This is a genomic window from Mesorhizobium norvegicum, from assembly GCF_004919685.1.
Lineage (GTDB): Bacteria > Pseudomonadota > Alphaproteobacteria > Rhizobiales > Rhizobiaceae > Mesorhizobium > Mesorhizobium norvegicum.
Genome location: NZ_SMYZ01000009.1, coordinates 1 through 21653 on the forward strand (window position 1 = coordinate 1; position 21653 = coordinate 21653).

Here is a 21653-nt window from a genome sequence, read left to right on the forward strand (position 1 = left end):
CCACCACATCACGCGATGTTGTGGTATTCTGACTAGACCAAGTATGCGCAAGAAAACTGGCCTTTGTATAGTTAACGTTAAATACACTGCGCACAAGGATGCGATACATCCTATTAGAGGCCGTTTTGAAAAACGGCTGGCTCATGGGTTCCGTCTGAAGCTTGGTTGTGATTCATATGTGGACGCCCCCTATGGCAAGGGCTCTTTTTCGAGATGGTTTTGATCGGTTGCTTTCATATGTCCGGTTCTTTGTGCGGCGTGATGTATCTGCTGGCCATGATGGAAATCCGCCGGTGAGGTCCCTGATCAAGCTGACGCACTTGTAAGGCGCATCAGACGGGTTGGTCTTACCATTGGCTCGATCGTTACTCATCATCGGCTGCCGTTACCAATTCGGGTGATCTGCGTTTCGTCAGGCTGCGAGTTCGTAAGGTCGATAGGCTTCCTCGCGCGTCAGTACGCCCACGCGATCCGGGCGAGCTTGTTGGCGAGCGCAACAGAGACAAGCTTGAAAGGCTTTTTCTCCATGAGCTTTCTGATCGTTCGCCATGGGCTTTGGCTTGTCCTTTGTGTGGCGGATGACGGCGGTGGCGCCGACGACGAGCAAGCGACGCAAGTATCTGTCTCCCTGCTTGGAGATGCCGCCGAGCCCTGTCTTGCCGCCGGTGGAATGTGTTGCGGTGTCAGCCCGAGCCAGGCGGCGAACTGCTGCCCGAGCGGAACTGATCGGGATCGGTGACGGTGGCGGCAAGAGCCGTGGCCGTGATCACGCCGAGGCCAGGGAGTCCGGCAAGCCGGCGACTGGCCTCGCTCTCGGCATGCCAGGCCATGAGCTGCCGATCCAGTTCCGCGATCTCATCGTTGAGCGCCATGATCTGGCGAACAAGAATCCCCAGAGTAGATGAACGGTAAAGCGTTCTCGTCGGACAGCGCCTGTTCGGCTAGCTTCGCCAGATTAGCGGTGCCGGGATTTGCGACGTGACAGAGTTTGGCCAAATGCGCGCGCAAGGCATTGGCGATCATGGTGCGTTGGAATGGACGGCTCTTGAAGGTCAACCTCACCACCGCCGATATCTCCGACAGTGCCGGTCCTCAAGCGATCTGGACGGGATCTGCAAGCGTTGGCCCTGGGTGAAGCATCTATTCGCCGACGGCGCCTATGACAGGCTGAAGTTCATGGACAAAGCCGCCTATCTCGACTTCGTGGTTGAGATCATTCGTCGATCCGACGACCAGAAGGGCTTGCAGATACTGCCCCGTCGGTGGTCGTCGAACGGACCTTCGGCTCGATGACAGGATGGCGCCGCCTCGTGCGCGACTACGAGCAGCGCATCGATGTCTCGCAAGCCATGATCCTTATCGCAATGGTCGGCAATCTCATCCGCCGAAACGCTCATCCGTGAATTTCAAAACAGACTCTTAAGCCGCCGGCGCGAGCGCCGGAGCGATATTGCCGGAGCGATATTGTTGACATGCTGAAAGCCGATACGGGGTGCAGGAGGTGATCGACTATTCTGGCCTTGAGCCGGACAGGCTCTTCTTGGAAGGTATCGGTTCGATGGTGCTGGATCATATCGATCGGGTCGCCTATGCGGTAAGATCTGAGCGCACCGACCCAATCGTACTGGAAAGGTTTTGTACGCGGTTCAGTTTTGAGCCGATGATGTCATCGGCGAAGGACCCCAGCGGGTTCGAAATCTATCATACGAACGTTCTGATGTGCGTTGCGACCGATTTCGCCATGATCGGGCTCGACATGATCACTGTCTCAAGAAGATTGAGCGCCTGGGCGAGACGAGCGTATCTTGACCCTGTCGACTACCGCACTGTTGGCATTGAGACGGAACAAATTGACATATGGCGAGAGCGCGCGGCTGCTGCCGCTAGCAATTCCTACGGTCGAGCGGGCCGGCGGTTCCGTGCGATGCACGATCGCTGACGTGCACGTCACGCCCCGGGATTAGAAGCGGTCCTTCGCTATGAACACCACCGACTCTTCTCAAACCGTCATCACCCATTTTCTGCGATAGCTCGGAGGGATGCTCCTCCTACCTTATGCGGTCTCTTTCTGTCCACTCGACGCCGTGACAGGGCCCTCCTTGAGGAGATGAAAGGCATCGTTGATCACGAATCCGTCAAGCCCCGCGGCTCGGGCATAGGTCAGCAAATCGCTTGCGCGATTGATGAAGCCGGTGCCATTGAAGTTCAGCGATGTATTGCAAAGGACACCAACGCCACTTTTCGCCTTGAACGAGGTAAGCAGTTGAAAGAGCTTAGGGTTCTGCTTCTGTGAAACTGTCTGAGCCCGCGCTGTGCCGTCAGCATGTGTGACAGCCTCTAACCGGCTATCGAGAACCTTCTGGAAAAGAAGCATGTGGGGCGACGGGCGTGTCAAGTCGAAGTGGAGCGCGACGTCCTCTTCCAGGCAAACCGGCGCGATCGGGCGGAAAGCCTCCCGGCTCTTGATGCGGTTTAACCGCTCATGGATTGCCTTTGAGAAAGGCGCCGCGAGAATTGACCGGTTGCCGAGCGCCCGTGGTCCGATTTCGCAATTCCCCTGTACCCAGCCGATCACCCTGCCATCGAGCAACGCCGAGGCTACCTGACCGTAGTCGAGTGGATAGACCTCGAGCCCGGTGCGGTCAATCTCGTCAAGCGTGAAAGGCTGGCCTGAATAGACGTTCCATTTGATCTTAGCACTACCTGTGAAATGCCGCATAGCGTCGACAGCGGTTCCGATCGCCGAGCCTGTATCGTTTGTGCATGGAGGAATGAAAACATCGGAAAAAAGGTTTGTTTCAAGCCATCTGCGGTTCCACTCGCAATTTAACCCGCACCCGCCGGAAATAAGCAGCGGGTGACCCTTTGTCAGGTTCTTCTTCGCGAAGGTGTGGAACGAATCGAAGATGGCGTCCGAAACTCGCCTGGCGAGGTTGGTGAACTTCTGATGGGTTACGCCAATGTTGTAGTAGGGCGAATTACGTAGGTCCTCCTTGGACAAGGGGTACACATCGCTTGGAAGCAGGAAATCGATTAGCGCCTGCTCGTCCCGGTCGGGCGATCCGGTCTGCCCATAGGCGTAAAGCGCCATTAGCTTGCCGGCGTCTCCTATGCGCGCTCGTTCTGCGCTCGGATCGGCGAGCGCATAAAGGAACGTATATTTGTGGCCAGGATACGCCATCACTTTTCCCAAATGCACGACCTGCAGGTACTCATCGATTTCATAGAAATCGCCGCACCATCCTTCCCAGATCAGCACGTAACAGGGCATCCCGGCGGGGAATGGCGACATGCCGTAGGAGCCCCAGAGATGGGAGCGCTCGTGCGTCGAGGAATAGAAGTGCACCTTGCGGCCAAAAACGGTCCTCTCGCCGACAACATCCGATCCCTGAGCTATGCCATAGTAGCCCACCGGGTCGTGGTTGAATCCTGTGTCCCACCCACCGACAGCAAACACATCCGGAATGGCGTCAAGGCGCCCAGCAGCTTCGAGGATCGTCGTCGGGTTAATGGTCGAATATCTGGCAAAGCTATCCTTTTCAGCTTCGTAAGAATAAATCAGCTCGGCTGCTGACGCATCCACTGCCGCAATTGTCCCATCATGATCAGGTTTGAACGAAATTATCCGCATGCTAATACTCCCAAGAATTCCACTTATGCCAATTTTAAAATCATTACTCATCTTTTATCTGTATGATATTACTTAACGCACAGCTAAAAACTAAGAGGTATTATTAACGCGCTAAGACACGTTGATCAACCTACTTTTGTATAAGATTTTACTAAAAGTTTGTGAAGTGTCATTTCAGAGTATCAAACCTGTGTTCCTATTTGTTTACGGTCTTTTGGCGTCGAGCCGTCGCCGGAGTGGGGAGAGCGAAGGCGAGTTGACCCGTTGGAAGAGCGTTTTGTACTGCATTCGAGTAAATCGACCTGGAAAAAACAGGACATGCGGGGCGAAGCCGCGCGGGCGGTTGCCCTTTAAGAGTCCGTTTTGAAATTCACGGATGAGGTTTCGGCGGATGAGATTTCCGCCCATTGCGATAAGGATCATCGCTTGCGAGACATCGATGCGCTGCTCGTAGTCGCGCACGAGGCGGCGCCATCTTGTCATCCAGCCGAAGGCCGCTCGACGACCCAGCGGCGGGGCAGTATCTGGAAGCCTTCTGGTCGTCGGATCGACGGATGATCTCGACCACGAAGTCGAGATAGGCGGCTTTGTCACGAAAAGGTCTACCGGATACGGGGACGAGGCAGTATTGTAGGTCCGTCATTTCGCGATCGGTTTGCTGACGATAGGATCACAGATCAGAGTTCAAGGTCGCTAGACAGCGCATAGCCCTCGATGTCCCGCTGACGGTGAAGGTTCTCGGCTCGCGCGATGAGTTCATCTCGGGTCTCGCGGCACCGATCGGTGACCATCGAGGACGTCGCCTTTCATGCAGTTGCGCTTCGTTGGTTCTCATCAACGCACCGCGGGAGTTTCACCTGTGACAGTGCGCCATGCTGGGCGCATAGAAGGAGCCTCGCCCGGGCGTTTGCTTACAGTGCTCCCCGCGAACACACTAGGGGATGCACATATTTTTGGAGGTGAATGACTCTGTTTTGATTGGCTGAGTTGGGATGGCTGTGATTCTGTTGGCGATGCCTGGATGGAGGATGTGTCGCGATGTCATCTTATGAGGTTGGGTTGGGAGCGTTCGGCGACGAGCGCCTGCAAAAAAGATCCCATGAGGCGACGGGCGGCGGAACTCAGGTAAGGTTTCGGGGTCCGACATCCTAACCCTGGAGACGTCTCATGAATTTCTCATCCGTTGCTCTGCCGCCCGTCGACGAGAAGACTGCCACGATTTTCATGGCGCTGGAATTGAGCAAGTCGACCTGGCTTGTGGCCCTGCACTCGCCGGCGGTCGACAAGATCAGCCTGCATCGCCTGCAAGGAGGTGACACCGAAGGGCTTATGGCTCTCATTGAACACCGGCGCGAACAGGCGCAGGCCGCCTTGACGCGTCCGGTTCGGGTAATGTCGTGCTACGAGGCCGGCTACGACGGTTTCTGGCTGCATCGTTTCCTGTGCGACCGCGGCATCGACAATCGGGTTCTGGACGCGGCCAGCATCCTGGTCGACCGCCGGTCACGCCGGGCCAAGACGGACAGCCTCGATGCGGCGGCGCTGCTGCGCACGCTGATGGCGCTGGAACGTGGCGAGCCGAGGGTCTGCCGGGTTGTGCGAGTGCCGAGCCTCGAGCAGGAGAACGATCGCCGTCGCAGCCGGGAAAGGGCTCGGCTCGTCAACGAACGCGGCCAGCATTCGAGCCGCGTCAAGGGGCTTTTGATGACCCAGGGCATCCGCGACTTCAAGCCAGCCAGACGGGACTGGTGTGAGCAGCTCGAGACGCTGCGTACGGCTGACGGGCGGGATCTGCCGCCCTGCCTGAAGAACGAGATCAAGCGCGAGTGCCACCGCTTGTGGCTAGTGATCGAGATGATCATGGAGGTCGAGGCTGAGCAGCGTCAGACCGCCGAGACCACAGCTCCCGAGATCGTCCAACTGAGTCAACTGCGTGGCATCGGCCTGACGATCGCAAGCGTAATGACGAACGAGGTGTTCTTCCGCGATTTCCGGAATCGGCGTGAGGTCGCCGGTTATCTCGGTCTTGCATCCAGCCCTTGGAGCAGCGGCGCGGTCAGCCGCGATCAAGGCATCCAGAGATCGGGCAATCCGCGAGCGCGACGAACCGCCATTGAACTTGCCTGGCTGTGGCTGCGCCATCAGCCCGATAGCGGTCTCGCGCGCTGGTTTTACGAGCGCGTCGGCACCGGCAAAGGACGCATCCGCCGCACCATGATCGTCGCCTTGGCGCGCAAGCTGATAATCGCCTTGTGGCGATATCTGACCCAGGGCCTGCTGCCGGAGGGCGCCATGACCAAGGCCTGACGAAAGAGTTCGACGCGAGGGGGGCCAACGTCACTTGCGACGAAGCGGGATGGATGTGGACCGGCGCCCCCTAGGGTCTGTTAACGCCGTCAAAAAGATGGGTCCCATCCTTCCCGGCCTCGCCAAACTTGCCCGTGCATGCGGGATATGGGTGCAGGCTCCACCCGAGCCGACCGGATATGAGGTGATGTGGACTTGTTCCGCAATGCTAGCGACCCGACACAGATCAAAGGAGCAAGGAACGCGAACAAAGCTTTCGCCGAAAGGGCGATAGCGCGACGATCGTTTCGTGCGATCTCGTCGAGTCCCGAACCTGCCGAACCATGCCCCGCAAGGTCGTATCGCTCTCCTCTCCGGCACCTTTCTATGAGCCGTCGCATGATGGGGTCAATCGCTCGAAATATAGCGGCTGACTTTCTTCAGCATCCAGCGCAGATACGTCGCCCTCACCTTGCCGAAAGTGCCAAGATCGTTGGACGCCAGAGCGGCCAAAAGACCTTTTAATTCGCCCAACAGCTCTTCCACCACGTCGTCCCAGTCGAGATTCGGCAAGAAAGTATACCAGATCCGGGCGACCCGGTAGTACAGCAGGTCTGTGATTTCACGCATCGGTGTGCTGCCAATGAGATCACAGATGAGAGCTGAAAGGTCGTTAGCCAGATGCGCATAGCCCTCGATGTCCCGCCGACCGCGAAGGTCCTCGGCTCGCGCGATGAGTTCAGCGAGGGTCTCCCGGTGCCGATCCGTGGCCCAGTTCGGGGACAATGATCCCATCGTCTCCGCAAGAAGAATCCGAAGGTCATAAATGTCCTTGAATGTCTTCATATCGATGTCAGTGACCCGCGTGCCGACTCCATTGCGAATCTCAAGTAGCCCTTCATAACTGAGCTGTTGTAATACTCTCCGGAGTGGCGTTCGACTGACGCCGAACTCCGTCGCGAGCTGCGTCTCATTGATCATCATGCCAGGTGGATAATGTAATATGCTAATCCTCTGCCGAATAATCTCATACATAGATCGCTGGCGTTGATCAGCACTTAGCTTAGTGGATCTATTCATTGTTCCAATTTAGCTCCGTCTGTCTCTTTGGCGAAAACACATCATCGACTACATGGCAATGAGTCGTCCCCTGGTCTTCTAGAAATGTGCCGTCTGCACGCGACGCGAGTTCGGAATCTCTCATTGACAAAAGCTGCATCGTAGCTGTATATAGGTCGTGCTCCGCCAGCGTGAACATAGTCATGCAACTGGAGCCATCGCAAGGACCAAATTCAGAAGCGTCCAAACAGGGGAATAGCAAATGACAAAATTCTCGCGAAGAAACTTCATCAAGACGAGTTTTGCGGGGGGTGCTGCGCTAGCCGCAGCGCAATTGACCGCACCGTTTAGTAGCAAGGCTCGCGCAGCGGAGTCGCTTTCTGTGGTTGAGTGGGGTCCGCCCTTTATCGACCACTCCAAGGCGCTTGCAGCCGAATGGGGCAAGGCTTCGATCGACTGGACACTGCATGCCGGCGGCGCGGCGTCGATTTTGCCAAAAATCAAGGCGGCCTGGCCAAATCCACCCTACGACGTTGTCGACAATTGGAGTCCCGTCTTCCAATCGATGATCCGAGAAGATTGGGCGGAAACCGTCACCCTCGAAGACTGCCCGAACCTTGCGGATGTCGCCAAAGAACTCATCCCCAAGGACGCTAACGGCAACTGGAAAGCGGTCCCGCGCGGATCAAGTGGGCTATTTTTTACCTACGTTCCTGATACGTGCCCGATCGAGATCAAGTCGATCGAGGACCTCTTGAATCCGAAGCTGAAAGGTCAAATCCTTTGGCCGAACCCGACCTTAGGCACTAACCTGCAGGTCGTTGCTCTGGCGATGGCCCGCGGTGGCGATCAGTTCAACATGGAGCCAGGCTGGCAATTCCTGAAGGAGCTCGCAAAATCCGGCAACATCGGACGTGTGTCGGCCACGACCTCAGATATGATCACATCACTGGATACGGGCGAAACTTCGGTGACCTTCATCGACCAGGGCACATTCTCCGCGATCAAGGGAGTGAAGGCCACCCCGTTGACCAAGACAAACAAGGATTTGAAAACGTTTCTGTTCGTCTCAGGTTGGGCGATCTTGAAGAGCTCGAAAAACAAGAAACTGGCATTTGATTTTGCCAACTACATGATCAGCAAGGAAGCCAGCGAGCGGTACGGCAAAGATGTGGGCGAAGTCCCCGTCAACACGAAGGCGAAGCAAACCCTCGAATATCTTCACTTCTCTCCTGAGGAAATTAAGGAATTTGTCGTCGTGCCGGACTGGGATCACCTTGGCAAGGAACTCGATGGTTGGAACAAGCGCTGGGAGCAGGACATCGTCCAGCTTCTGTGACAGCGTTCCCGATTTAGTAATCTTCCCGTGACGCGATAGCGTCGGGCGCCAATTTGCGCCCGACGGCTTTTTATCGGTCGCGATGGGACTTGGAACCCTTCTGATGAAGTATTCACGAAGCACCGCGTTGTTGCTATTGCCCGGATTCGCCTTGTTTCTGGCTCTTCTGGTCTTGCCGCTCGCGAACGTCCTTGATGAGAGTTTTCGCCTCTTTGAACCGGGCCGGATTGGCTCCGCCAAGGATGCCGCCTATACGTTGTTTAATTACGCAGAAATCCTGACGCCATCGTATCTGAGGTATTTTGCCGAAACGTTCAAATTCGGTGTTTTGTCTTCGCTGATCGCCCTCGTGGTGGCATTTCCGATTGCTTACGCTGTCGCCAGGCAGCCTTCACCCATACTAAGAAAGCTCGCCATTGGTTTTCTCATAGGCATGATGTTTCTGAGTACATTGGTACGCGTCAATGCTCTTCAGCTGACGTTCGGGCCGACCGGCTATGGTCAGCTTCTGTCTGGTCTATTGAATGTATCGCCGAATGGCCGGTTCTATACGGAATTGGTCGTTGTTTTTGGTCTTCTTCACTATTTGATCCCGATTGCCGCAATTACATTGCTAGGAACGATACAGAATCTTGACCCTAGACTGATCGATGCATCGCAAGTACTTGGTGCTTCGCGGCTAAGGTCGCATCTTTCGATAACCGTTCCGCTCTGTATTCCAGGACTGCTGTCGGCGTTCATGATTTGCTTTACGCTATGCCTCAGCGCCTTCGTCGTTCCGATGATTCTCGGAAAGGGCAAGGTGCTGTTTGTCTCCAATCTGATATACTCACGCTTCAGCGAGATCGCCGATTATCCGAGCGGATCCGCCGTCGCGATCACAATGCTTATCGTGGCGCTGATTACAATCTACGGGATAACGTGGATGGTTTCGAAGCGGTACGGCAACCTCAAGTAAGGCCGATCCTGTGAAACGCTATATTGATAATTCAGCAGCCTGGCTCAGCGCCGCCAACATCATCGTTGTATTGGTGTTCCTCATTTTTCCTATCGCCGTTGCCGTGACCATGTCGTTCGATGCTCGTGAGTATCTGGGCCGGTTTCCGCCGCCGGAATACTCCCTCCGTTGGTACAGACATTTCTTTTCCGACGCCTACTATCTAACCGGATTGGCGACCAGTCTCCGCTTGGCCCTGATCACAACAATCGTCTCCACAACGGCGGGCGTCAGCGCCGCTATTGCCCTCGACCGCTACGTTGGTCCGGGTAAGCAAGCCCTGGAATCGCTTTTCCTCTCGCCACTCATCGTGCCCGCCGTCGTGATCGGTTTTGCGCTCCTGCTTTTTTTTGCCAACATCGGTGTGTTCGACGGGTTCACGCGATTGCTGGGCGGGCACATCATCATCACGTTTCCTTACACGGTCCGCACGACGCTTGCGGGCTTGGTTGGTATCCGGAAAACCCTGACTGAAGCTGCCATGAGCCTTGGCGCCACTGAACGCCGAGCGTTCTGGGACATCACCTTTCCGCTGGCGCGCACCGGTATCGTCGCAGGCGCGGTCTTCGCGTTCGCCTTCTCCATGGACGATGTGGCCGTCAGTTTGTTCCTTACGTCGCCAGACTCGTACACGCTGCCTGTCGCGATGGTGAGCATGATGCGAACGAACTTTGATCTAACGATCGCAGCTGCTGCGGTTATGCTGATGATATTCACCTTCGTCCTGATCCTCGTCCTTGACCGAACAATCGGCCTCGACCGTCTGATCGGCAAGGGCGTTTTCAGGTCATAGGAGGTTTCTGAAATGAGTGTCCTTGAACTTTCGCACGTCACCAAGCGCTATGGAGCCTTCGTCGCCGTCGAAAACGTCTCGTTCACCGTTGAAAAGGGACAGATTTTGTCGCTGCTCGGCCCTAGCGGATGTGGCAAGACAACGACCTTGCGGCTGATCGCCGGCTTTGAGAATGCCAACGAGGGCGCTGTAATGTTCTCCGGCGTCGACATGAAGGGTCGGCGGCCCTACGAGCGCAACGTCGGCCTTTTATTTCAGGACTATGCCCTGTTTCCGCACATGACGGTCGTTGAGAACGTCGCCTATGGCTTGAAGCATCGCAACTTTGAAAAGGCAAGGATTCCGGATCGCGTCGCCGAGATGTTGTCATTGGTCAGGCTCAAGGGTTTTGAGGATCGACGGCCTAGCCAATTGAGCGGCGGTCAGCAGCAACGCGTGGCGCTTGCCCGCGCTTTGGCCACAAACCCCGAGGTGGTTTTGCTCGACGAACCGTTATCGGCCCTCGACGCGAAATTGCGCCAGGAACTGCGGTTCGAGCTGAAGGCGATTCTTTCTGCCGTGAACGCCACGACGATCGTCGTCACCCATGACCAGGAGGAAGCCATGAGCCTGGGCGACAGCGTCATTGTCATGAGTGCCGGAAAAATCATGCAGCAAGGGGCGCCGACGGACATCTATGCCAATCCAAAGACGCGCTTTGTCGCCGAGTTCATTGGCCGCTCCAACTGGTTCACCGGTCAGCTCGCGAGGAGCGCGAAAGGCATGGCTGAACTCAACGCTAATGGCGGCATCCGGATGTTCGTGAACATACCCGACAGCAGCCCAGGCGACGGAGCGTTTGACGTCTGCGTGCGACCGGAACGCATTCGGATCGGCGCAGCTAATGCATCGTCGGGCGATTCGCCCGTGAACGAGATGCGCGGCACGATCCGGGACGTCGCCCACCTTGGGGCCGATCTTCATTTGGTCGTCGAAATCGCAGGCGGTCAACTGCTCGCTGTGACCGAAAAGTACTTTGGGCAGGCCCTTGAGCAATCCGGCCAAGAAGTTTCGATCACTTTCCTTCCTGGGGACTGCATCGTTGTCCCAAGCGGATCGTAATAAGTCGCACGCCTCGCAAGGTGCGAATTCTTGAACGGAATCAGGTGTGCGAGATCGCCTTGTCGCTGCTGTCGATTGAGACGTTGAAAACCAGATCCAATTTATTGAAAACCTTGTTCGCTTTCGAGGCGCGAGGTTACCCAACTATAAGCGAGGAGTCGCATGAGCCATTATTCCGCCCTTGCCATATTGCGTCATGGCCTGACCGGTAACAGGCACTGGTCCCGTGCGTGGCGAGATCCCGCACCAAAGCCAAAGTACGACGTGGTCATTGTCGGCGGCGGCGGCCACGGCCTCGCAACAGCTTACTATCTGGCCAAGGAGCATGGCATCCGCAACGTCGCTGTGCTTGAAAAGGGTTGGCTGGGAGGCGGGAATACGGGCCGCAACACCACCATCGTACGCTCGAACTATATGATACCCGGCAACTCGGCGTTCTACGATCGGTCGATGCGGCTATGGGACAACCTCAGTCAAGACTTGAACTACAATGTCATGCTTTCACGGCGCGGCTACTACTTTGTCTTCCACTCGCCCGGTCAGGCGGAAGGCCTACGGCGCCGCGCCAATGTTATGCTGGCTAACGGCATTGAGGCCGAATTTTTCGACCGCGCCCAAATAATGAAGCGGCTGCCTTTCCTCGACTACTCACCCACGGCGCGGTTCCCGATATACGGGGCATTTCTTCAGCCTCGCGCGGGTACGGCGCGTCACGATGCGGTCGCATGGGGGTACGCGCGTGGAGCAGACAAACAGGGTGTCGACATCATCCAGCAGTGCGAGGTAACCAACTACATCTGGGACAATCAAAAGATCGTTGGCGTCGAGACGACACGCGGTTCGATTCGCGCGAAAAAGGTCGCCCTGGCGGTGGCCGGTCATACCAGCCATTTGGCGGCAAAAGCCGGGCTTCGTTTGCCGATCGAAACGCATATTCTCCAAGCTTTCGTCACAGAACCGGTGAAGCCGCTCGTAGACCATGTAATTGTCTATGGTGCGGCGCATTTCTACATCAGCCAGTCCGACAAGGGCGGCTTGGTACTGGGCGGCGATCTCGATGGGTTCAACTCGTATGCCCAGCGCGGGGGACTGCCCATAGTAGAACACACGCTCCAAAGCGCCAAAGCCCTCATCCCCTCGATCTCGCGTTTGCGACTGCTGCGCCAATGGGCCGGGGTCATGGACATGACCATGGATGGTTCGCCGATCATCGGCAAGATGCCGGTCGAAGGGCTCTGGTTAACCGGGGGCTGGAATTACGGCGGGTTCAAAGCGATACCGGCCTCCGGCTACTGTTTCGCGTGGACGATCGCGAAGGGCGAGCCGCATCCCGACAATGCGGCATTCACCCTAGAGCGCTTCGAGCGTGGTTACCAAATCGACGAGGCGGGTGCTGGCCCGTATCCGAAAGCTCATTGAGGTTCAATCATGTTGAGAATCCCTTGCCCTGTTTGCGGACTGCGGGACGAAACCGAGTTCAGTTACGGCGAAGATGCAAGTGTTCGCCGCCCGGATATGAACGAGGCAGATCAAAAGGTCTGGCATGACTATGTGTTTATCCGCGACAATCCGCGAGGACCGCACAAGGAATATTGGCATCACGTGAGCGGTTGCAGGCAGTGGATTGTCGTCGATCGAGATACGCTGACGCATGAGATTTTTGGTTCGGCTCTGGCTTGTGAGGTGGCAGCATGACAGCGCGGCGCCTCAAAACTGGGGGGCGGATCGATCGCTCCCGTGAGCTTAGCGTGAAATTCGACGGCAAGTCTCTGCCAGCATATCCTGGCGACACTCTGGCATCCGCTTTGCTAGCCGGCGGGCAGCAGATTGTTGGGCGCAGCTTCAAATACCATCGGCCGCGCGGTGTGGTCGCAGCGGGCGTTGAAGAGCCGAACGCCTTGGTGCATCTCCGCAGTGGTGATCGCCACGAACCAAATGTACAGGCAACGATTGTGGAAGCCTTCGATGGCCTCATATCGACGCCACAAAACGCCTGGCCAAGTCTCCAATTCGACGTAGGAGCTGTCAACGGCCTGCTGTCGCGCTTTTTCGGCGCGGGCTTCTATTACAAGACTTTCATCGGCCCCTTTGGCGGGACGAAGTTCTGGATGTTCTGCGAGCATTTCATCCGCAAGGCTGCCGGGATGGGTCAGGCGCCGACTCTTCCGGACCCTGACCACTATGAGAAGATCAATGCTTTCTGCGATCTTGTAATAGTTGGTGCAGGTCCCGCAGGCATTTCGGCCGCCCTTGCAGCTGGCCGCAAGGGCGATAGCGTCTTTTTGGTGGAGCAGGACCGCGACCTGGGCGGATCCCTTCTCAGTGAACCGGTCGGCGCGCCTTCCGATGCATGGCTTGCTCAGGCGCGTGCTGAACTGAGCGACCTCCCTAATGTTCAAATTCTGACGCGGACGACGGCGTTTGGTGCCTATGACTGCGAGGTGTTCGGACTCGTGGAGCGCGTCCAGGACCACGTGCTTGCACCTGAGGAGGGAAAACCGCGCCAGCGATATTGGGTTGTGCGAGCAAAACGGGCGATTTTGGCTACCGGAGCCATCGAACGCCCAATGGTTTTTGCCGGAAATGATGTGCCCGGAGTGATGCTCACATCAGCCGTTCGCAGCTACCTCAACCGCTATGCCGTTCTTGCCGGCGAGCGCATTGTCGTCGCAACGAACAATGATAGCGCGTACACGGCTGCCATCGAACTTGCAAAGGCTGGAGCTAAGGTAACGATCTGCGACCTCCGACAGGCAGCGCCGCCGCCATTTGTCGAGAGCGCAAGAAAAGCGGGAATTGATCTGCGATCCGGTCATGCGGTCCTAAAAGTATCTGGCGGCAAAAGCGTGAAGGCTGCGCACGTCGTTCGCATCAGCCCGGGAGGCAAAATAGAGGGCAACGCTACTCGGATTGCTTGCGATCTCGTTACCGTATCCGGCGGCTGGGCTCCGGCGCTGCACCTTTGGAGCCAGCGATTTGGAAAGCCACAATACAACGAGGAGCTGGACGCGTTTCTTCCACCTGCGGAAAAAGGGACCTTCAGCTGCGTCGGATCGCTTGTCGGCTCTCCGTCGCTCAGGGATACCCTCTCGCAGGGCCATAAAGCTGGGGGGACCATCGGGAAGGAACCCGCGCTATTTGGCCACGCTGATCACTGGGGCCGCAACCTTGCACCGCTGACAGTCATTGCCAAGGCGAATGGCCGCACCCCTGGTAAGGCCTTCGTGGATTTCCAGCACGATGTCAAACTTGCAGATATCGATCAGGCCCATCTCGAGGGCTACGTCTCGGTCGAACATCTTAAGCGCTATACCACCTCTGGCATGGCAGCCGACCAAGGCAAGACTTCGAACCTCAATGCACTCGCCCGCATGGCAGAACTTCGCGGGCTCGCCATCCCCTCCGTTGGCACGACGACCTTCCGCCCGCCCTATACTCCGGTGACGATTGGCGCTGTCGTTGGCCATGACCATGGGCTCAATTTTCGTCCGACCAGGCTTACGACCATACATGGCTGGCATAAACACAACGGTTCGGTCATGATCGAGACAGGCGCCTGGCTGCGACCCTGGTACTACCCGGCCAGAGGTGAAGACATCAACGACGCCTATATTCGCGAAGCCGCGCACGTGCGCGAGCATGTCGGCATCGTTGACGTTTCTACGCTGGGTAAAATCGCGGTGCAGGGACCCGACGCCGCAGAGTTCCTCAATCGAATATACGTGAATGGCTTCAAGACACTTCCGATTGGAAAACTGCGCTACGGCATCATGCTGCGCGAGGACGGCTTCGTCTTTGACGACGGGGCCACAACACGTCTGAGCGAACATGACTATTTCATGACGACCACAACTGCGAACGCCGCGAATGTACTTGCGAGAGCCGAATACCTGATTCAAACCGCTTGGCGCGATCTCAAGGTGCATGTCACGTCGGTCACAGATCAGTGGTCCGCGATCGCCATCGCCGGTCCGAAATCTCGGGCTCTTCTGACTGCCCTCACCGGTGCAGAACTAAGCAACGATGCCCTGCCGAATAATCATTTTGCGGACGTCACAATAGCTGGAGTGGGTTGCCGCCTGCATCGTATGAGCTTCTCGGGTGAACTTGCCTACGAGCTTTACGTTCCCGCCAAACGTGGCCGCCAAATTTGGGAAGAGCTTATTGCAGCCGGCGCTCCATATAATCTCAAGCCCTACGGTCTCGAGGCAATGGGCGCGCTACGTATCGAGAAGGGTCACATAACGGGCTCAGAAATCGAAGGGCGCACAACCCTGAAGGATCTAGGTCTTGAAGGCTTTGCTTCGAGCAAGAAGCCATTCGTCGGCTCGGTATTGCGAAAGCGTCCGGTGCTCGAAGATCCAGCACGACCTTCGTTGGTGGGGCTGGAAATCGTCGGAAACACAAGCACGCGGGCGGGCTCCCTTTTGTACGCACTGAATGCTCCCACTAAGGGCCATGGAGAGGGGTGGGTTTCTTCGGTAACCTACTCTCCGGCGCTCAAAATGAACATTGCCCTCGCGCTCCTATCGCGGGGACCAGAGCGATTTGGCGAGACGATCCAAGTGGTCGATTTCGTGGGCAACCAAACACTACAAGGGAAAGTGGTCTCGCATCATTTCTTCGACCCTGAAGGACATCGTCAGAATGGTTAAGAAACACGCGCTGCCGGTAAACGGCACCACCAGCGACAGCCAGGCAGTCGTCATCAACGAAGTTGAATTGGGCTATCTGACGCAACTTGCCGGATGGGAAGATTTCGATAGGAAGGCAGACGATGCGCTTCGGGCAGAGGGGCTGTCGCTGCCAGGAGACTACCGCTCATCGGTCCGCCGCGGGCGGACCATAGTTTGGCGCATTGCGCCCGACCGGGCGCTGATCCGGTCGGACACCGCTCTCGGCTTGCAAAGCGTAATCGATCTGGCCGTCCTCGATCTCTCGGACGCGCGTGTATGCCTCACGCTCGAAGGACCCGGCGCCAGCGGGCTTTTCAGTCGTGTAACTGCTATCGACTTTGCCGACGCAGCCTTCCCGGTTGGACATTTCGCGCAGACGGCCATTCACCATGTCAGCGTCCTTATCGACCGCCATGGCCGCGACCAGTTCACAGTCTTGATCCCAACGACGTTTGCAACGTCGCTGATCAGCTTCTTGGCTGATCATCTCGCTACCGAGGCGGCAACCGCGCCGGCAAACGAGTAAGATCGCGAAAGGAAGTCACGCTTCAATGGTCCTCTATCTGTCATTCATGCAACTGGCTTCTCGCTGCCTCGTGGCAACACCGCCGCGCGAGGAACAACATATGGAATACAACCAGCAGAACCAGGCGCCAATAGGCAACCCAAATACGTTCGACACTCAAGCCGCGTTGGATACCCGCGCGCCTAGAGCCGTATTTTGGCGCCACTATTTGCTCCCACTTCTCCAACGTGTGTCCATCCGGCGCTAGTCGGTCGGCCGGAGAGGCCCATCATGGAATAGGACCAAACGCCCAACTACCCCGAAGTCCGGACACGAAATTATGGTGCTTGGTCCGGCTGCCTTAAGAGTCAAGCTGGTTACTAAATTGCAGACGCACCTCGCTCGGTCCTTGTGCACAAGCTGCTTGCGTGATTAACTTCTCGCTGCCGACATGCCGCGATATGTGCGAGCCTTCTTAGGTCCAACACTTTGGACAGGGGCTTGGGGGCGAATATAGTTCCTCAAATATCCTCACCTTTAGGTGATTCCGGCACCCGGCTACTCCGAAACAGCCAGTTCTTGCTAGGGCCAACCTCATCAGTTGCGCGCCCCACACGACACCAAGAAAAGTCCGGCTGGGCACGGGGCTCCATCTTGTATACAAGACATTCCTATGTTAGCCTTGAATATGACGAGCGGCGCTTGAGGAGGGTACCGCACGCTCTGCACTGGGAGGTCGGAAGTTGAACAAAGGTCTCGATCGAGATCCGCTAATCAGGTTCGATATGGTTAGCAAGACATACGACGGAAAGAACTTCGCCGTTCGCGATCTGTGTCTGGACATCTACGAGGGCGAGTTTCTTGCCTTACTCGGACCCTCAGGTTCGGGAAAAAGTACAACTCTCGGAATGCTCGCCGGTTTCGAGCATCCATCCAGTGGCAGCATCGCTTTGGGCGGGAGATCTCTTCAGGACACGCCAACGCATAAGCGCAAGTTTGGCATGGTGTTCCAGAACTATTCGCTCTTCCCACATATGACGGTGATGGAAAATATTATCTTCCCGCTTCGAATGCAGGGAATGTCGAGGAAGGATGCCTACAAGCTCGGGCAATCGGCGCTTGAGATGGTGGATCTGCGCGATCCACAAATGGGCAAGAGAAGGCCTGATCAACTCTCAGGTGGTCAACAGCAGCGCATCGCGCTTGCGCGCGCGCTCGTTTTTAAACCAGTTGTCATTCTCTTCGATGAACCGCTCGGCGCACTGGATAAGAGGCTTCGCGAACAAATGCAGCTCGAGCTGCGCCAGATACATAAACGTCTAGGCGTTACCATGATCTTTGTCACGCACGATCAGGGTGAAGCAATCACAATGGCTGACCGGATCGCAGTATTTAACGAGGGCAGGATCCAACAAATCGCCTCGCCCATGCAGCTTTATGACGAGCCAGCGACGCTCTTTGTCGCTTCGTTCGTTGGCGATAATAATAAGATAAATGCCACGGCTATCCGATCGAAAGGCGAGATCTGCCAGGTAGAGCTAAATGACGGTTCCAAAGGTGAGGGAATTAGTCCGAGCCTTATTCAGCCGGATACGAATGTGGTTATGGTGGTCCGTCCGGAGTGCATTGTAGTCTCTCCAACCGAGGATCTCGCCAACAAATACCCTGCCTGCATTAACGAAGTCATCGCACTGGGTGACCAGACCAGACTTAGGCTGGATGTAGCAGGAAGTGTAGAGATTCTTGTCAAAATTCCAAGAACGGGCGGCGCTCTCGAGTATCAAGTCGGACAAAACCTAGTCGTTGGATGGAGGTCGCAGGACTGCAGGGTCCTTCGAGCCTAAGTAGGATCAAACATCAATTGTGGCGAGCGTTCACAAGGGCGCCCGACTGATGACGCGCGCCTAACGTGCATAGGAAATGTTGCTATAAACAAGGAAGAAAAGGGGAAGTGCATGCGCAGTATTTCAAACAACCTGTACTGGGCTCTCTCGCTGGTTGCATTACTGGCGGGGTCTACCGTGGTCGCAAATGCAGATGATCTCACAATCGCCACGTATGGCGGGACATTCGAAGAGGCTTTGCGAAAAGAGGTGTACGAGCCTTTTACCAAGGAAACAGGGATCAATGTTCTCGCGGATGCTTTCTCCGGTGACGTCGGTAAGATCCGCGCCATGGCATCCACTGGGACATACAATTGGCAGCTCGCAGAAAGCGAGTCAGTGATCGCCGCCATCGGCTGCCAGCAGGATTTCCTGGAGCGTTTTGATCTTGGTCGGCTCAAACTGACAAAGGATGACTTCGTTCCTGGAAGCCTGATCGAGTGCGGTATTCCCGATGTCATCTACTCCGTCAATTTTGCCTACGACACAAACCAAGTGGCAGAGCCTGCTCCCAAGTCCTGGGCCGACTTTTGGAATGTGGAAAAATGGCCGGGCAAACGGGCTATGCGCAAGTCTCCCAATGGAACCCTTGAGTTCGCGTTGCTGGCAGACGGCGTGCCAATGGACAAGGTTTACGAAGTACTGAGCACACCAGACGGTGTCGATCGGGCGTTCGCAAGCCTGTCAAAACTGAAACCAAACATCGTCTGGTGGGAGACCGGCGCACAGTCCGTTCAGCTCATCGCGGATAAAGAAGTGGCAATGACGGTCGGCTGGAATGGCCGGCTTTACAGTGCAGCGCACGGCGAAGATCAAAAACAGATCAAGACCGTGTGGAATCAGTTCCGCTGGGAAACCTCAATGTGGATCATGCCGAAAGGCGCTCCGAACGTTGATAACACTTACAAATTCCTTCAGTACGCTACCAAACCGGAACTGATCGCTGAGGTTTCCAAACGCGTCGCCAATGGCCCTGCCGTCGTGGCCGCCGGAAAGCTTATCCCCTCGGGCCTCAGTGCCGAACTCCCGACAAGCGCGGAAAACCTCAAGAATGGTTTTCCGATGGACGTGCAGTTCTGGGTCGATCACCAGGAAGATCTGACTCAGCGCTTTAACAACTGGGTTGCTCAGTAGTAACTGCGGGCGGCCGAACCGCTCTAGACAGGCTAGGCTTGGATATTGGCGGAGTATTTGGATGACCGTGACTGCTAAAGCCATGTTCAACGATTTAAATAGGTCGGCTGCCGTTAGCTATCGCCGCGAAATGAGGAGGAGAGAGGCGCGCCGGGGTGTGCTTGTCGCGCCTCTCTTCTTATATCTCACTCTGATATTCCTGATCCCAATTGTCATAATGCTGACCAGGAGCATTGAAGACCCTGAAGTCTCTCTTGTGCTGCCAAAGACCGCCGATCTAATTCAACGCTGGGATGGGACAGATCTGCCCAGCGAGGAGGTATTCACCGCCTTTGCTGCCGACATCAGACAAGCCGTTACCGACAGGAGCTTGGGCCAGGCGGGTAGTCGCTTGAACTATGCGATACCCGGGTTTCAATCTCTTCTGTCGAAAACCGGCCAGAAGATATCAGATGTCCCGACGGACGATGCCGCAGAAGCGCTGAGCCAGATCGATCATCGCTGGACAGATAACCGATATTGGCTGGCCCTCCGCAACGCATCGAGCACCTATTCGCTGTTCTACTTTAGGATTGCGCTCGGATTGTCCAATACAGAGTCTGCCTCAGAGGGCCGCGGTTTCTATCTCGACGTGCTTGTCCGGACGCTATGGATGACGCTGGTGGTTACGTCATTCTGCGTAATTCTTGGATACCCCTTGGCATACTTTCTTGCCCATGTCTCGGACGCACTTCGAAATAAATTAATTCTCCTTGTGTTGCTTCCATTCTGGACATCATTGCTGGTGCGCACAACTGCCTGGTTTGTGCTCTTACAAAAGCACGGGTTGGTGAATGACATGGGAATATTTCTGGGACTGTGGTCCCAACCGCTGGACCTGATCTACAATCGGTTCGCGGTTTATGTTGCCATGACACATGTGATGCTACCCTTTATGGTGCTCCCGCTTTATAGCGTTATGTTAAAAATTCCGAGCACATATATGAACGCGGCGGCTACGCTCGGGGCTCATCCCTTTCGAGCCTTCAGGGAAGTCTACCTTCCTCTTAGCTTTCCAGGCCTGGGGGCCGGAATATTGTTGGTGTTTATTGTTACACTCGGATTTTATATCACGCCTGCTCTTCTTGGCGGACCGGCCGATCAAATGTTGAGCTACTATATCGCACAGAATGCCAGCAACTTCGGGAATTGGGGTCTTGCGGCCGCGCTTAGCGTTCTTCTGCTTGCCGTGGTTGGAGTTGGTATTGTCTTGCTCGGCAGGCTAAGAGCCGCCAACATCATGCGGGAGGCATAGGAATGTCCTTGGTAACAGGCAAGCGGTTCCCTGGCTTTTCGACGATGACACTTGGGACTGTCAGTTCACTGGTAATGGGCTTCCTCATTATGCCGGTCATTGTAATCATACCCTTATCTTTCAATTCGGCGCCCTATTTTACGTATCCAATGCCGGGGCTTTCACTGCGATGGTATGCCGAGATTTTCGGGGATTCTTCTGCATCACTTATGTGGCAAAGAGGCATCCAGAATAGCTTCATTATCGGCACATCGTCCACTATCGTGGCGACCGTTCTGGGAACTTTGGCTGCGTTGGGGCTGAGCCAAAGCAACTGGCGATTTAAGAACATGGTCTTCGCTGCCCTCGTATCGCCGTTGGTAGTGCCGGCAATTGTGTCCGGACTCGGGTTCTTCTATGTCTTCGCGAAGTTGAAGCTGGTTGGTACCTTCTGGGGCTTAATATTGGCTCACGCGGCCCTTGGCGCTCCGTTTGTTGTGATAACTGTTTCCGCCACCCTGAAAGGATTTAATCAGACACTTTTGCGGGCAGCAGAGGTGCACGGAGCGTCGCCTGCGCGCGCCTTCTGGGAGGTGACTTTGCCATTGATTTCACCAGGGGTGATCTCTGGGGCGATCTTTGCCTTTGTTTGGTCGTGGGACGAAATCGTTGTGACGCTGTTTCTGGCCACACCTCCGCAGCATACGGTGCCGATCCGGATGTGGAGCGGCGTGAGGGAAAGCTTTAACCCCACAATAACTGCCGTGGCAACTCTGTTGATCGTCATGGCGATCATATTGATGCTTCTGGTCGATCAGTTGAATCGGCGCAGTATGCGCTTCAAGACGGCTGCGCTGTAAGCCATGCGGCAAGAGCCGTCGCGCTCGTCAGCAAGCCATTACGCTCCAAACCTACCAAAGACAGCAATTGGAATAGCAATTCCCTCGAAATTAGACAGGAAGCGGAAATGGATCAG

At 55.9% G+C, this 21653-nt stretch carries 15 protein-coding genes and 5 pseudogenes; 15 read left to right on the forward strand and 5 right to left on the reverse strand.

The window, feature by feature from the left end; translation table 11 throughout:
- Positions 1–412 precede the first annotated feature (412 nt).
- A pseudogene (locus tag FCU66_RS42735) lies at positions 413–851 on the reverse strand (IS110 family RNA-guided transposase); the annotation flags it as partial.
- A 167-nt stretch (positions 852–1018) separates the two neighbouring features.
- On the opposite strand from FCU66_RS42735, the pseudogene FCU66_RS04160 reads away from it, so the two are divergent.
- Together FCU66_RS04160 and FCU66_RS04165 are read left to right on the forward strand one after the other, a co-directional pair.
- Positions 1019–1403 (forward strand): annotated as a pseudogene (locus tag FCU66_RS04160) (transposase); the annotation flags it as partial.
- 15 nt (positions 1404–1418) lie between these two features.
- Positions 1419–1964 (forward strand): annotated as a pseudogene (locus FCU66_RS04165) (arginine deiminase-related protein); the annotation flags it as partial.
- An 89-nt stretch (positions 1965–2053) separates the two neighbouring features.
- On the opposite strand, the gene FCU66_RS04170 reads toward FCU66_RS04165, so the two are convergent.
- Entirely contained in the window at positions 2054–3631 is a 1578-nt protein-coding gene (locus tag FCU66_RS04170; protein ID WP_136622624.1) for a carbamoyltransferase C-terminal domain-containing protein, read from the reverse strand.
- A 381-nt stretch (positions 3632–4012) separates the two neighbouring features.
- Positions 4013–4223: pseudogene (locus FCU66_RS04175) on the reverse strand (transposase); the annotation flags it as partial.
- Between the two features lie 575 nt (positions 4224–4798).
- On the opposite strand from FCU66_RS04175, the gene FCU66_RS04180 reads away from it, so the two are divergent.
- The gene (locus FCU66_RS04180) at positions 4799–5938 is read left to right on the forward strand and encodes an IS110 family RNA-guided transposase (RefSeq protein WP_136622625.1); all 1140 of its coding nucleotides are present in this window, start codon (positions 4799–4801) and stop codon (positions 5936–5938) included.
- Positions 5939–6325: 387 nt separating this feature from the next.
- Here the strand turns inward: FCU66_RS04180 and FCU66_RS04185 are convergent, their stop codons facing one another.
- Together FCU66_RS04185 and FCU66_RS42740 are read right to left on the reverse strand one after the other, a co-directional pair.
- Complete coding sequence (locus FCU66_RS04185; protein ID WP_246093770.1) at positions 6326–6763, reverse strand: FCD domain-containing protein; 438 nt, start codon at positions 6761–6763, stop codon at positions 6326–6328.
- 24 nt (positions 6764–6787) lie between these two features.
- A pseudogene (locus FCU66_RS42740) lies at positions 6788–6997 on the reverse strand (GntR family transcriptional regulator); the annotation flags it as partial.
- A gap of 241 nt (positions 6998–7238) precedes the next feature.
- On the opposite strand from FCU66_RS42740, the gene FCU66_RS04190 reads away from it, so the two are divergent.
- The 12 genes from FCU66_RS04190 to FCU66_RS04245 all read left to right on the forward strand — a co-directional run bounded on the left by FCU66_RS04190 (position 7239) and on the right by FCU66_RS04245 (position 21537).
- Positions 7239–8315 (forward strand): ABC transporter substrate-binding protein, encoded by a 1077-nt coding sequence (locus tag FCU66_RS04190; protein ID WP_136622636.1) that lies wholly within the window; start codon positions 7239–7241, stop codon positions 8313–8315.
- 103 nt (positions 8316–8418) lie between these two features.
- Entirely contained in the window at positions 8419–9273 is an 855-nt protein-coding gene (locus tag FCU66_RS04195) for an ABC transporter permease (protein ID WP_168992222.1), read from the forward strand.
- A gap of 10 nt (positions 9274–9283) precedes the next feature.
- On the forward strand, positions 9284–10105 hold the full coding sequence (locus FCU66_RS04200) for an ABC transporter permease (protein WP_246093772.1): 822 nt from the start codon (positions 9284–9286) through the stop codon (positions 10103–10105).
- A 12-nt stretch (positions 10106–10117) separates the two neighbouring features.
- Positions 10118–11206: an ABC transporter ATP-binding protein gene (locus tag FCU66_RS04205; protein ID WP_136622628.1), complete on the forward strand. Its 1089-nt coding sequence runs from the start codon at positions 10118–10120 to the stop codon at positions 11204–11206.
- 162 nt (positions 11207–11368) lie between these two features.
- On the forward strand, positions 11369–12625 hold the full coding sequence (locus FCU66_RS04210) for a sarcosine oxidase subunit beta family protein (protein WP_136622629.1): 1257 nt from the start codon (positions 11369–11371) through the stop codon (positions 12623–12625).
- Positions 12626–12634: 9 nt separating this feature from the next.
- Positions 12635–12901: a sarcosine oxidase subunit delta gene (locus FCU66_RS04215; RefSeq protein WP_136622630.1), complete on the forward strand. Its 267-nt coding sequence runs from the start codon at positions 12635–12637 to the stop codon at positions 12899–12901.
- A 53-nt stretch (positions 12902–12954) separates the two neighbouring features.
- Complete coding sequence (locus FCU66_RS04220; RefSeq protein ID WP_342778129.1) at positions 12955–15861, forward strand: sarcosine oxidase subunit alpha family protein; 2907 nt, start codon at positions 12955–12957, stop codon at positions 15859–15861.
- A complete protein-coding gene (locus FCU66_RS04225; protein ID WP_136622632.1) occupies positions 15755–16408 on the forward strand; it encodes a sarcosine oxidase subunit gamma in 654 nt (217 codons plus the stop codon). Before FCU66_RS04220 ends, FCU66_RS04225 begins: the two co-directional genes overlap by 107 nt.
- Positions 16409–17130: 722 nt before the next feature.
- The gene (locus FCU66_RS04230; protein ID WP_246093774.1) at positions 17131–18231 is read left to right on the forward strand and encodes an ABC transporter ATP-binding protein; all 1101 of its coding nucleotides are present in this window, start codon (positions 17131–17133) and stop codon (positions 18229–18231) included.
- A 111-nt stretch (positions 18232–18342) separates the two neighbouring features.
- A complete protein-coding gene (locus FCU66_RS04235) occupies positions 18343–19404 on the forward strand; it encodes an ABC transporter substrate-binding protein (protein ID WP_136622633.1) in 1062 nt (353 codons plus the stop codon).
- A gap of 61 nt (positions 19405–19465) precedes the next feature.
- Positions 19466–20698: an ABC transporter permease gene (locus tag FCU66_RS04240; protein ID WP_136622634.1), complete on the forward strand. Its 1233-nt coding sequence runs from the start codon at positions 19466–19468 to the stop codon at positions 20696–20698.
- Positions 20699–20700: 2 nt separating this feature from the next.
- Entirely contained in the window at positions 20701–21537 is an 837-nt protein-coding gene (locus FCU66_RS04245) for an ABC transporter permease subunit (protein ID WP_136622635.1), read from the forward strand.
- Positions 21538–21653 lie beyond the last annotated feature (116 nt).